8 protein-coding genes are annotated in these 14,191 nt (G+C 43.5%); all 8 read left to right on the forward strand.

Features of this window, described 5'->3' with window-relative positions; translation table 11 throughout:
* The coding region (locus tag AC1DVJ_RS28020; RefSeq protein ID WP_477595644.1) for an S-layer homology domain-containing protein at positions 1 to 1,571 on the forward strand (1,571 nt) is incomplete at its 5' end.
* Between the two features lie 461 nt (positions 1,572 to 2,032).
* Positions 2,033 to 3,640: an extracellular solute-binding protein gene (locus AC1DVJ_RS28025; RefSeq protein ID WP_477595646.1), complete on the forward strand. Its 1,608-nt coding sequence runs from the start codon at positions 2,033 to 2,035 to the stop codon at positions 3,638 to 3,640.
* Positions 3,641 to 3,727: 87 nt separating this feature from the next.
* Positions 3,728 to 4,666, forward strand: a complete 939-nt coding sequence (locus AC1DVJ_RS28030) for an ABC transporter permease (protein ID WP_477595648.1) — start codon at positions 3,728 to 3,730, stop codon at positions 4,664 to 4,666.
* A gap of 14 nt (positions 4,667 to 4,680) precedes the next feature.
* Entirely contained in the window at positions 4,681 to 5,556 is an 876-nt protein-coding gene (locus AC1DVJ_RS28035) for a carbohydrate ABC transporter permease (protein ID WP_477595650.1), read from the forward strand.
* 36 nt (positions 5,557 to 5,592) lie between these two features.
* Positions 5,593 to 8,121 carry an alpha-mannosidase gene (locus tag AC1DVJ_RS28040; protein WP_477595652.1) on the forward strand — a complete coding sequence of 843 codons (2,529 nt, stop codon included), beginning with the start codon at positions 5,593 to 5,595 and terminating at the stop codon, positions 8,119 to 8,121.
* Positions 8,111 to 9,049, forward strand: coding sequence for a dihydrodipicolinate synthase family protein (locus AC1DVJ_RS28045; RefSeq protein ID WP_477595654.1), 939 nt, complete (start codon positions 8,111 to 8,113; stop codon positions 9,047 to 9,049). Before AC1DVJ_RS28040 ends, AC1DVJ_RS28045 begins: the two co-directional genes overlap by 11 nt.
* 20 nt (positions 9,050 to 9,069) lie before the next feature.
* Positions 9,070 to 12,273, forward strand: a complete 3,204-nt coding sequence (locus AC1DVJ_RS28050) for an alpha-mannosidase (RefSeq protein ID WP_477595656.1) — start codon at positions 9,070 to 9,072, stop codon at positions 12,271 to 12,273.
* 322 nt (positions 12,274 to 12,595) lie between these two features.
* A partial coding sequence (locus AC1DVJ_RS28055; protein ID WP_477595658.1) for a hypothetical protein occupies positions 12,596 to 14,191 on the forward strand: 1,596 nt, incomplete at its 3' end.

Genomic DNA, 14,191 nt, shown 5'->3' on the forward strand with positions numbered 1-14,191 from the left:
GCATAGATGAGAGTGTTGCAATAACTGTACAGGCGAGCGATGTACAAGATGTTTCTGCATACGAAGTCATGCTGCAATGGGATTCTTCTATTGAACCAGTAGGAGCACCACAGAATAAGTTGTCTGGACAAGGGATTCCAGTCAATAAAACTGAGGGCAATCAAATGATTTGTGCATTCGCGCTCAAGAGTGACCAACCCGCTGTCAGCGGTGATTCGAAGCTTTGTACGTTCGTATTTAAAGGTAAATCTGCGGGTCAAGCGAACGTGAAATTAGCTTACGTGAAATTGATGGATTCGAAATTGCGTGAAACGCAATATGTCCCTAACAACTCCATACAACTTGCCGTAACTAGTAATAATGGAAATCCAGTAAATCCACCGTCAGGTGGGGGGGACAATCCTCCTGATACGTCGGAACCAGGCATTGTAACCATTGTTGCAACACCCGACACTCATGGAACTACGACCGTAAATATTCCTTCAGATGCCTTTGGCAAAGCGATTCAATCTGCTGAGCATGACATCGTAACGTTAAACGTAGAAGGAGCCGAGATATCGAAACAAGTCGTTATCCAATTTCCTTCCCAACAGCTTCGAGATGCGAAAGACGCGGGTATTGATAAAATCGAAATTAAAACAGGACTAGCAACCGTTACGATTTTCCCGGAGTCGTTGACAGAAACAGGTTCCAAATCAGGTATTGTTGAGCTTACTGTATCTAGAGTTGAGGCTGCTACTTTGTCGAATTCTGTGAAGAAGTCTATCGGAAATCACACTGTATACGACTTCAAACTGACAGTCGATGGCCAGACCATTAGTAAATTCGGAAATGACCGTCCAATCGTTGCTATTCCATATACGCTGCTGCCAGGTGAATCACCACATCAGGTAGTAATCTACTATTTGTCTAACGATGGTAAATTAGAAATTGTCAAAAACGGGAAGTACAATGCAGTGACCGGCATGGTTGAATTTAAGCCGGCGCATTTTAGCCAATATGCGGCAGTAGATGTGAAGTCTATGTTTATCGATTTAGGCACTGTGCCATGGGCAAAAGATGACATCGAAGGCCTTGAAGCTCGCCAAATAGTATCCGGAATCAGCGAAGGCCAGTTTAGCCCGCAAAGCCAAGTCTCAAGAGCTGAATTCATTCAAATGCTCATGGGGGCATTGAATTTAATCAATCAGCAGGCAACGAGCACATTTAGTGATGTAGAGCGGGGAGCTTGGTATGAGCAAGCCGTATCCAGTGCGCAAGAACTTGGCATCGTTAACGGCAAAGAAGATGGCAGTTATGGCATTAACGAGAAAATCAGCCGTCAAGATATGGCGGTTATGATCTACCGTGTGGCCCTAATGTCGGGCATGAAATTGCCTAACACTGCTAGTTCTCAGATATTTACCGATCAATCGATGATCGCGGAGTATGCAAAAGATGCGGTTACAGCGCTTCGTCGGGCTGGAGTCGTAACTGGAATGGAAGACGGAAGTTTTGCACCAAGCGAATTTACAACTCGCGCGCAAGCAGCTGTGATGATTTATCGGATTTTCAATTTAGCGAATTTTTAAAATTGCTTAAATATCATTGTTTTTAAACGGGTTGTTTCTTATGAGACAGCCCGTTGCAGTTTAATCGAGTTCGGGAATCACTCGAAGAAGTAATGATGAATATGGCTTGCACGAAGCGGTATGATTCATCTGATCCATTCAGATTCCCACGATTGATGGTAAACAATTGATGTTGAAACCCGCTAATGAAGCGGGTTTTCTTATTTGCGCCACGCATGGCGATTAACTAGGTAGTGAAAGTCCACTGAGGGTGCATAGAGGGGGAATGAATCGTCTTACCGTGATTTTTAATCATGCATTACGACTTTTTGCATCATAGCGGAGAAATGAATCATGGTCCGAATAGCGGAAAAACGGTGCTTTAAACGCCAATTTGGATATTCAAATGCTCGAAAATGGTGTGCTATGATCGGTGTGTAAGGAAAACCAAACCAAATCAATTACACGGGAGGATTTATTCGATGAAATCAAAAAAGGGGATTATGGCAGTAACTGGTTCATTATTAGTACTATCAAGTGTGCTTAGCGGTTGTGGAAGCAGTTCAACGGATAATACGGCAACTCCGGCAACTACTGCTGGTGCGGCAAGCACGCCAGCGGCCCAACCACTATCGCTGACTTGGATGAGGTACGAACACGCTTCGCAAGCTATCGTGTCCAATTCAAAAGCCGTCCAGGAAATTGAAAAACGTAAAAATGTAAAACTCAATATGCAAAGTGTCCCTCAAAGTAACTACGATGATAAAAAGAAAACGTTGATCGCAACGAATACCCTGCCTGATGTGATGCTTGTCAAGCAGGATGATATTCAGAACTTTGCTGACTCTGGGGCATTCCTTGATTTGACTCCTTATTTGGATAAAATGCCAAATCTGAAGAAATTCATTTCCCAACAGCCAGAGATCAACAAAAACAAAATTGACGGTAAGCTTTATGGATTCCCTCTTGTAGCGAATTGGTCTGGAGTTGGCGGCCAGCTTTCGATGATCCGTACGGATGTGCTTGACAAGCTAGGTTTGAAAAAGCCAACTACGTATGATGAATTGCATCAAGTAATGAAGAAAATGAAAGAAGCGAATCCAGATTCCTATCCGTTTGCTGCTCGTGCTGCAAATGGGCTTACAGGAACAGAAAATCTAATAAATCCAATTACATTCGCGTTTGGAAGCGGATACACAACCTTTAACGGAACGAAAGTATACTACGAGCCAAAAGAAAAGAAATACAAATTCGGTCCGGCTATGCCAGAGTTTAAAGAGGGTATCACATTCTTGAATAAACTTTACAAAGATAAGCTTCTTGATCCGGATTATGCTACGGCTACATCGCAAATTTGGCAAGAAAAGCTAAACGCAGGCAAATCCTTCTATTTCCAAGATAATAATGGTTTCGCTGGCACGTTTAATATTAATCTGCAGAAGAAGGATCCGAATGCTAAGTTTGATATGTTGGATACCATGGCATCACCTAGCGGTGCGAAGCGTAACCTTATCTATGCACTTGGCCACTTGTCGGAATCGTACGTAATTAATGCGAAAGTAAAGAATCCTGAACAAGTTGTTCAATTCATGGACTGGTTCTACTCCCCAGAGGGAATTGAGGTTACTAGCTTCGGTATTAAAGGCGAAGATTTCACTGGCGATAATAGCAATTACAAATTGACTGATGCTGTTATCAATAAGTATAAGGACAGAACTCCAAGCGCTATTTATGCGATGCAATCTGAGTATGGCACGGGCTATCTGGGACTTGGTATTGCTGATGACGCTCGTGCTGGATTACCTTTTAACTCCAAGGAATGGGCAGAATGGAACGATAAAGCAACTAAAGCTTTGGCTGCAGGCGAAAATGTTCAATTCGTTAACGACCCTCCATTTACTAAAGAAGAGCGTGAGAAGCTGAAACAAATCCGTACACAGCTTGACGCTCACTTGGCTCAAAACATGGATAAATTTATTGTGACAGACGGTGCACTCAAAGATTGGGATAACTTCGTAAGTCAACTCAAAGCAAAAGGTTCAGATGATATCGTCAAAATCTACAACGATGCCTTAGCCCGCGTGAAGTAAAGATAGAAGTTCATGCAGTGAGAGGGCAGGTTGCTTAGATACACTGGGCAGCCTGTCCCTTTATTTTCCCGAAAGGAGTGGAGATATTTGACACCAGTTGTAGAGATTAAAAAAAATACACCAGTTGTTGAGATTAAAAAAAATATTCGCAAGAGCATGCCACTGTATCTTATGTTTCTATTACCTTTTGCCTATTTTGTTATTTTCCATTATGCACCTATGGTAGGAAATTTGATGGCATTTGAAGATTATTCGATCGTCAAGGGTTTCTTTCATAGCCCGTGGGCAGGGACGAAGTATTTCCGCCAATTTCTAACGGATCCGTATTTTTGGCAAGTGGTTAAAAATACATTACTCATCAACCTCTATTCACTCATTTTTTATTTCCCATCTTCTCTCGTGTTCGCTTTATTGTTAAACGAGGTGCAACAAAAGTTTTTCAAAAGGTTTGTTCAAAGCGTCACGTATGTTCCGCACTTTCTGTCTACCGTTGTGGTCGTAGGTATGCTGGTTAACTTCCTCTCCATCGATGGTCTCATTAATGAAGTGATTAAGATTTTTGGCGGGGAACCGAAGACATTCATGTCCATGCCGCAGTGGTTTCGAACCATTTATGTCGGATCTGAAGTTTGGCAACATCTTGGTTGGAACTCCATTATTTTTTTGGCGGCATTGACCGCTATCGATCCGCAACAGTATGAGGCGGCGACGATGGATGGGGCAAATCGCTGGCACAAATTGCTGCATATTACACTGCCTGGGATTTCAACCGTTGTCACGATTATGCTGCTTTTGACTGTGGGTAAAATGCTTTCGGTCGGATTTGAGAAAATTATATTATTGTACAGTGGTCCCACGTATGAAACTGCAGATGTTATTCAAACCTTTGTTTATCGTCGAGGGTTGATTGACAGCGACTTTAGCTTTGCAGCGGCTGTAGGTATTTTCCAATCTATATTAGCTTTTGTGCTCGTTATATCAGCGAATGAAGTTGCCAAAAAAATAAATGGATCAAGATTGTTCTAGCGGAGGGGATTTAGATGCAAAGTCGTAAGTTTTCTTATTTCGATACGATTAATATAATTTTTATGCTGGCTATGATCTTTATCACCCTGTATCCGCTTTATTATATGGGAATCATATCGATTAGCGCCGGGTCATCGACTAGCAGCGGTGAAGTATTTTGGCGACCTGTAGGTATTAATTTTAAAGCATATAGTGTCATTCTTAATGATCCTGCCATTATACGCTCCTACGCCAATACCTTTTTATATACGGCCGGTGGTGTGCTTATTAATTTGGCGTTGACGGCTCTTTGCGCATATCCTTTGTCGCGAAAGCATATGTATGGGCGTTCATTTCTTGCTTTGTTTGTTGTGTTCACCATGTTCTTCGACGGTGGTCTCATCCCGCGTTTTATGGTGGTTCATGCGTTAGGAATGGTCAATACGGTTTGGGCCATATTAATTCCGACTGCGATCAATGTTTTCAATATGATCCTGATGAGAACATTTTTTGAAGATATTCCAGAAGCACTGCACGAGTCTGCGATCATGGACGGTGCCGGAGAATTTCGAGTTTTCATCAAAATTGTACTACCACTTTCTTTGCCTGTAATGGCCACAATGTTTCTTTTTTACGCGGTAGCTCACTGGAACAGCTTCTTCCCTGCACTAATTTACTTAAATGATAAAGAACTGTACCCGTTGCAAATCCTTTTGCGTAATATCGTCATTTCGGGAGATATGGCGGCACAATCATCATCAATGGGCGCAGCAGAAGCGGGGCTGGCTACCATGACAGAAAATATTAAATACGCATGTGTCTTCGTTGCAATCTTGCCMGTGCTTATCATTTACCCGTTTGTGCAAAAATATTTTGTGCAAGGAGCTATGCTTGGATCTGTAAAAGGTTAAGTTTCAAATTATCATCATAATAGAAGAGGGGATAAAATGACTGTTGAAAAGAAGCTTCATTTAATCGGAAATGCTCATTTGGATCCAGTTTGGTTATGGCGCTGGCAAGAAGGGTATGCGGAGATCAAAGCGACTTTTCGTTCTGCGTTGGATCGATTGAATGAGTTCCCTGATTTTGTATTTACGTGTGCTTGCGCTGCCTATTACAAATGGGTTGAAGAGAATGCTCCCGAGATGTTTGCCGAAATTAAGCAGCGTGTTGCCGAAGGACGCTGGGTCATTACAGGTGGTTGGTGGATACAACCAGACTGCAATTTGCCATCGGGCGAATCATTTGCTAGGCATAGCTTATATGGACAACGGTATTTTATGGAGAAATTCGGTGTAATGGCGCAGGTGGGCTACAATGTTGATTCATTCGGTCACCATGGTATGATGCCACAATTATTGAAGCAAGGCGGAATGGATTACTACGTATTCATGCGTCCTGGAGCGCATGAGAAGACATTGCCGCACGATTTGTTCTGGTGGGAATCGGAAGATGGCAGCCGTGTGATGACATTTAGGCTCGCGGACAGCTATGGAAATTGGGCTAGCAACGGAATGGAAGATAAAATATTAAGCCACAGAAATGTGGCCGTAGCAAGCGGTCATGCCTTTATGTCATTCTATGGCGTAGGTAATCATGGCGGGGGGCCGACAATTGAGAACCTTAAGCTCATCCATGAGATCCAAAATAGACCTGGTCTGGACGACATTCAGCTAAGCTCACCTAATCATTATTTTTCAGAAATGATGAAGATTGATCTGGATATCCCAGTGATTAAGGATGAAATGCAGATGCATGCCGTCGGTTGTTACTCAACACACTCGGAATCCAAAGCAACTAACCGCCGAGTAGAGCATCGGATGCTGACAGCTGAGAAATTTTCTACACTTGCCAATGTGACGCTTGGTTTAGCGTATCCGTCAGAAGCACTTAATCGGGCTTGGGAAAATGTCATGTTCAATCATTTCCATGATATTATGGGCGGCTGCAGTATAAAGGAAGCGTACGACGATGTTCAGGAATTTTATGGTGAAGCGTTAAGTATTGGGGCAAAAGCGATAAACGCTGCTCTTCAAAAGATTTCCTGGTCGATTAATACGATGAAACCGGGTGTGAAATCCTTAAGCAAGGAGAAGGACTGGCAGCTTTGGGAGCAAGATGATCTTGGATCACCTCTTGTGGTTTTTAACCCATTATCGTGGGAAGTGGAGGCACCTATTGGCATTAATAAGAAGCTGGCTGGTGTGACAGATGCTGCAGGCAATCCCTTGCCGATTCAAACGATCAGGGCATCTCGGACAAATACCAGTGATAAATGGGATACATTAGTCACTGGGCGAATTCCGGCTTTTGGCTATCAGGTGTACTGGGTATATCGTGATAAAGCTTGCGATCCGATGGAGCCGAAAGGGACCGCTCGGGCTGAGGGTTGCTTCTTAGAGAATAATAAGCTATTCGTTGAGCTCGATCCGGAAACAGGATATATCAGACATATCATAGATAAGCTTAATGGTTGTAGAGAAGTACTGGCTGGAGACGGAGCGGTGCCAATCGTCTTAGATGAGAGCCACAGCGATACATGGGGACACGGTCTGACACAGTATCGCGATGAATGGGGACGCTTTTGTAACGCAGAGTTGAAAGTGCTTGAAACGGGGCCTCTGCGAGCGACGATTAGGGTAATTAGTCATTTCGGAAATTCTGTCCTTCGTCAGGATATTAGCTTATTACATGACAGTTCCGACTTGCAAGTAAAGGTACGGCTTGATTGGAGAGAACAGCATAAGATGCTTAAGCTTGCCTTTCCTGTCAATGTCGAGCAGCCTCGTGCAGTGTTTGAAATTCCGTACGGCTACATTGAACGTCCAGCCAATGGGAACGAGGTGCCTGGACAGATGTGGGTGAATGTATCGGGGAATGAACCTGGTAAAGATGAGGGAATGGAACGGTCAGTAGTGTTCGGACTTTCTCTGATCAACGATACCAAATACGCTTACGATGTTCTAGACAATGAATTAAGGATGACCGTTGTGCGAAGTCCGATTTATGCTGATCATTTTGGCGAACGTGATGAACAATCGGAATATATGGATCAGGGCGTACAGGAGTTTATCTATTTACTTTCGCCTCATGCCGGAACGTGGCAGGAAAGCGGCGTTGTACGTAAGGCATATGAATTGCATACTCCGCTGCAGCAGGCATGGGAAACATACCACGAAGGCAATTTACCGCAAGTTTCCGAGGGAATTGTGATTTCTTCCGAAAATGTTATAGCTGTGGCATTTAAACCAGCAGAAGACGGAAATGGCTGGATTCTACGCTGTAATGAGGCTTACGGAAGTGAAGTGGAGACAGATATATGCATTCCAGTCTTAAAACGCAGCTGGCGAAGTACCTTTGGCAAGTGTGAAATTAAGACATTTTTGATACCTGCAGATCAACATGAGCCCATCACAGAAGTTAATTTTGTGGAAATAAAAAATATCAATGAGAGAGAGATGCCAAATGAAGATTAATAACCCTAATGGCGTATGGCCAACCATGATTACCTTATACAAGGAGTCTGGAGAAATTGATTTTGATGCGATGGGACGTATGGTTGAATGGTTTATTCAAAACAAGGTTGACGGATTATTTGCTGTATGCCAGTCTAGCGAAATGTTCTTTTTGAGTTTGGAAGAGCGTGTGGAGCTTGCCGCTTTTGTCGTGGAGAAGGCAGCAGGAAGGGTTCCCGTCATAGCTTCGGGGCACATTTCCGACTCGCTTGAAGATCAGGCTCGAGAATTGACAGCGATGTCACAAACAGGTGTTGAGGCCGTAATCCTGATTTCGAACCGATTGGCAGGAGCGGATGAGTCCGATGATGTGTGGATCGCTAACGCTCAAAAGCTAATTGAACAGCTGCCAGACCATATTGCGTTTGGTATCTATGAATGTCCATTTCCATATAAGCGTCTATTAACACCATCTGTTTTGAAATGGTGTGCGGGTACCGGAAGATTTTTCTTCTTGAAGGATACTTCTTGCGATGTGGAGATGATCAAAGAAAAGCTGGAAGCGATTAAAGGAACTTCATTAAAGCTTTACAACGCCAATACAGCTACGCTTTTGGAAACATTGAAGCTTGGCGTTGATGGTTACAGTGGAGTCATGGCTAATTTTCATCCAGATCTGTATGCATGGCTTCTGCATAATTGGGAGAAGCAGCCTGAAGAAGCGCAGCGTTTAAGTGATTTACTGAGTGTTGCTTCGTTTATTGAGCGGCAGTTATATCCGATTAACGCTAAATACTATCAGATGAAGGAAGGAATCAGTTCGAATTATCGCTCACGTGCGAGAAATCATGATGAGTTTACAGCCACGAATAAAGCGGAAGTCGATCAGCTATACCGTCTTTCCAAGGAGTTATCTAAGCAATTCTCAGCTGTGGCAACTAAGAATTAACAGAGGAATGAGGAATAGCCATGCTCCCCAAAAGTATACATTTAGCTGATAAAAAATTGGAAAAACGAATTATCGAATTGGAGCAGTATCGATATATCGACCAGCGGCCGATACCCAGTTATCAATTTTGGGAGGATCAAGAAGCGGCCGTAGCGGCTATGCCGCCAGAGAACGCGGAGTGGCGTACGATCTCGCTTGGCGAACGATGGAGCGGTTGGGATTTAACAGCTTGGCTGAAAACGGAGATAACGTTTCCAGCCGAATGGAAAGGGAAGAAGGCACTCGGGCTGTTTGATTTCGGTAAGACGGGTGCTGGGCATAATTCAGGGTTCGAATCGCTTATTTTTCTTAATGGAGAGCCGTATCAGGGGGTTGGAGGCAACCATCCTGAGGTATTTCTACCAGAGAAACTGATCGGACAGAAGGTAGAGCTGCTCTTTAAAGTTTGGACCGGTTTGAACGGGATGACAGGCGATAAGAGTGAGCTGGAGCATAAAATTCAGGTTTCCACGCTTGCTCTGTTGGAGGAAGAGACGGATGATCTGTATTTCACGGCGAGCGCGGTATTACAAACCATTCAATTGCTAAGCGATAACAGCTGGGAACAAAAAAGTCTGTTAAGGGCGTTAGACCTAGCTTTTCAACTCATTGATTGGCGTGTTCCCGGAGATGCAAATTTTTATGCCAGCGTCAAAGAAGCAAACGCCAAGTTAAAGGATGAGCTATCCGTCATTCCCAAAAACAGTGAAGTGACAGTTCGCTGCATTGGACATACACACATCGATGTTGCTTGGTTGTGGCGTCTCAAGCACACCAGAGAAAAATCTGCTAGATCGTTCTCCACGGTTTTGCGCTACATGGAACAGTATCCTGAATATACGTTTTTGCAGACACAGCCGCAGTTATACGATTACTTGGAGAAGGATTATCCCGAGCTTTACAGCCAAATCGCCGATCGTATCCAGGAGGGACGCTGGGAAGCAGGCGGGGCCATGTGGCTGGAATCAGATTGCAACGTACCTTCAGGGGAATCACTGGTTCGTCAGCTTATGTACGGAATGCGCTATTTCGAGCAGCGCTATGGTGCCAAATGCGAATATTTGTGGCTTCCCGATGTGTTCGGATACAGCTGGGCTCTGCCGCAAATATTGCTTAAGGCTGGCTTGCGTTACTTTATGACGACGAAGATTAGCTGGAATGTCTATAATCGATTCCCGCACGATACGTTCTATTGGCAGGGGATCGACGGCAGTAAAATTTTGACGCATTACATCACGACGACCGCTCCAGATGCTGAACCTGGCACTACTTTCTATACCTATAACGGCCTTGTGACGCCAGAAACGGTCACCAGTGTTTGGGAAAACTATCAGGATAAAGAGTTGAACCGTGATATGCTGCTTGCCTTCGGCTATGGAGATGGCGGCGGTGGGCCAACACGGACGATGTTGGAAACTAGACGCAGATTAGAAAATATGCCAGGCTTGCCTAAGGTAACGATCGGCCGTGCTGATGAGTATTTTAATCAGTTAGAAGAGACTGTAACGAGTACGGATCGTTATGTCCATAAATGGGATGGAGAGCTTTATCTGGAGCTTCATCGCGGTACTTACACTTCGCAAGCGTACAACAAAAAAATGAACCGACATATGGAAAATCTACTGCATGACGCGGAAATGATCTCTACCATCCTAGGCTCACTGGCAGGCTTTGCGCATTATCCACAGACGCAAATCTACGAGAGCTGGAAGATCGTACTGCGCAACCAATTTCATGATATTTTGCCAGGATCCTCGATTGCGGAAGTATATGAGGATTGTCGTATCGAGTACGCGGAGGCAGAAGACTTGGCTGCCGGAGCGAAATTGGGAAGCCTGCAGCGACTCGCGGGACTTGTACGTAACGGGACTTCACCAAGTTGGATCGTCATGAATACGCTCCCGTGGGCGCGCAAAGATCTTATCCATCTCCCATGGGAGATGCGATTCGAAGGTAAAGTTTGGTACGACGCAGAAGGTCGCATGCTTCAGACGCAGATGGTTAAAGATGCTGATCAAGGTAATGTCCTGCTGATTGAGGTAAACCATATTCCAGCATTCGGGTATATAACGATTCACTGCGAAAACGCCAACGAAGCCACGCCTTCGACAAAGAGTCAGATTACCGCTACGAGTCGTTCCGCCACAACGCCATATTATGAAATCGAATGGAACGAGAAGGGGCAATTGACTCGGTTGTTTGATAAGCGGATGAAGAGGAACGTGCTCGCACCAGGCGAGATCGGAAACCGATTCGACGTCCATGAGGATAAGCCGCTTGCTAACGATGCATGGGATATCGATCTTTTCTATTTAGAAAAGGTTCGGAACATTACGAATTTGACTTCGGTGGAAATCATCGAGCAGGGCATTCTGCGTACAGTCGTCCGATTTGCTTGGACCTATGAAAAATCGGAGCTGATACAGGACATGGTGCTGTATCCCGACGATCCTAGAATTGATTTTGTTACCCAGGTGAATTGGCAGGAGCGGCAGCAATTGCTTAAGGTGGCGTTTCCGGTCCATGTACGAGCAACGGCGGCGACATATGAGATCCAGTTCGGTAACGTAGAACGTCCAACACATTGGAATACAAGCTGGGATTATGCCCGCTTTGAAACTTGCGCTCACCGATGGGTGGACCTATCGGAAAGAGGTTTCGGCGTTAGCCTGTTGAACGATTGCAAATACGGTCATGATGTGCGGGACAACGTGCTGCGGCTGACCTTAATAAAATCGGCGATCAATCCTGATCCGACGGCTGATCTTGGCGAACACCAATTTACGTACTCACTGCTGCCCCATAACGGAGACTGGTTTCAAGCAGGGACGGCGATAGAGGCCCACAAGTTGAATATCCCAACATCTGCTTCTGAACTGCCTATCGGAAATAGCGATTCGCAAGCTCAATTACCGTCCTCACTTAGTTTTTTTGCTTGTGATAGTGCGAATGTGGTCGTGGATACGATTAAAAAGGCGGAGGATACTGACGAGTGGATCGTTCGCTGCTACGAATATGCTGGCCAGCGTGGAGCAGTAGGCTTCAGTACCCACTTTCCAATTGAAAAGGTGGAGGAAGTTAACCTGATGGAGCGCGAGGAGCAAGTGATGGAGCATAGCGGCAGAGGCTTTGACGCTTATTTCAAACCGTATGAGCTGAAAACGTTCCGCATTTCTTTGGCCTAAAGAACTTGGCTATTCGTATAAACGGCTTGCTTCTATAAAACTAAGGCCACATAAAATCGCTCTACGTAGTAGGCGATTTTATGTGGCCTTAGTTCGTGCTTATTCGACTACCTGATCCCTTTCAGTGATGCTCTAAAAAGTGGTAAAAGATAACATAGCGTTTTGATAGGAGGATTTCATATAGACTGATTCGAATATTATATAGATGACAAATGTAATAGAGTTTCTCAACTTGTACATCATTTGGGGTTTGTGGGAACTTGAGGGTGCAGAGTCATTTGAAAGTAAGATGTTTCGTCGTACATAAATAGGGGGAGTAAACTTGAATTGGAAGCATCTGAAGCAATCGTTGAACAAAAACAGGCTATTTTTTAAAATTCTGCTTTATTTTACCTCGTTATTAATTCCAATTGTCATCATTGGAATCATCTCTTATTTTAACGCAGATCAATTAATTAAGAAGGATGCGTCTGAGAAGCTTACTGATAATTTGAAGGCATCTTCCAAAACAATTGATATTTATTTAAGCATGGCTCAGGCAACCAATAACAGCTTGCTTCTCAGTGAGACAATTCAGCAATATTTACGACCGGATTCATTACTTACAGATGAAGAGAAAATCAAAATGCCATCGATTGTGAGATCAATTGCGGGTAACCGCAATCCAATCAGCCATTTTGTCGATAATATTTTTATTTTTGTTGATGATAAACGCGTTTATTTGAGTGATGGTATCGTTAATTTCGACATTTTCTTTGACAAATTTTATAAATTTGATCAGTATAATAAGGATTTCTGGCGTCAACGTTTACATCAAAGCAGCTTATTCGAATTACTGAAGCCAACCAAAGTGGTCAACGCGGATATGAATTCTTACCGAGAGGTTATCCCAAGTATTACGACACAATATGTGAATGGGCATTTGGCAACGATGGTGACAACCATATCCATTCCTACGATCGTGGCTACGTTGCAAAATAACTCGATTTTCTCGGCTACCCAATATATTGTATTGGATAAAAATAATCAGATCATTATGAAAAGCAGTGAGATAGATGAGAAAGCGAAACAGGACATCTTGGCTGGAATTTCATCCGAGGAGGGAAGTGGCGGGGCGATTCAGATTGCTCAAGAGCAGAACTGGCTAGCTCAAACCACTTCTGATTATGGATGGAAGTATATTTCTATTACCCCAGTGAGCTCATTTAACCAGGAGTCGTCAAGTATTTTTAGCTTGATTATCTGGATCTGTATTAGCTTACTTTTTATTGGTATAGCTTTTTCATTCATATTTAGTGTTCGCTTATATAATCCGATCAAAAATATCAGAGATATTTTACAAACAACGGAAAAGGTGGATGAAGGGAACAAGGATACACACCGCGGAAGCGAACTTCAAAGGATCGGAGATAGCGTCAATCAATTAATCCAGCAGCATAGGGTTGACAATATTAAAATCAATACATTCTCTGACGAAATTCTCGAGCAGTTTTTCACGAATTTAATTAAAGGACATCGCGGGCCACAGCCTTATTCCGTTAACCAAATCTTAAATGAAATTGATTTTCACACAGGGAATTATTTATGTTGCTGCTTTATGATTCAGTTTAGAGATCGATTTTATCATGAGATTGTGGAAGTAGACCGTTTATTGATTTTGGAAAAGATGAAGAAAGTTCTTTTGGGAATTATGAAGAAGTATGTGAATTGTTATTTGACGGAATATGAGCCTTACTTATATGTTTGCATGGTCAATTTGAAGAGTGAGGTAGACCGCGGACAATTAGACCAGGCTTTAGAGATGATCAAACTGACCTTTGCTTATGACATGATTTATTGCGAAATAATTATTGGTTTAGGAAAACAATACGATAAAATCGATGATTATTCGAAATCCTATAGTGATGCTATTACAGCC

The organism is Paenibacillus sp. P4_A9, from assembly GCF_056402415.1.

Bases quoted from the DNA above. Each gene is read 5' to 3' on its own strand.
- AC1DVJ_RS28025 (WP_477595646.1), top strand. From the start codon at position 2,033: ATGAAATCAAAAAAGGGGATTATGGCAGTAACTGGTTCATTATTAGTA.
- AC1DVJ_RS28040 (WP_477595652.1), top strand. From the start codon at position 5,593: ATGACTGTTGAAAAGAAGCTTCATTTAATCGGAAATGCTCATTTGGAT.
- AC1DVJ_RS28045 (WP_477595654.1), top strand. From the start codon at position 8,111: ATGAAGATTAATAACCCTAATGGCGTATGGCCAACCATGATTACCTTA.
- AC1DVJ_RS28050 (WP_477595656.1), top strand. From the start codon at position 9,070: ATGCTCCCCAAAAGTATACATTTAGCTGATAAAAAATTGGAAAAACGA.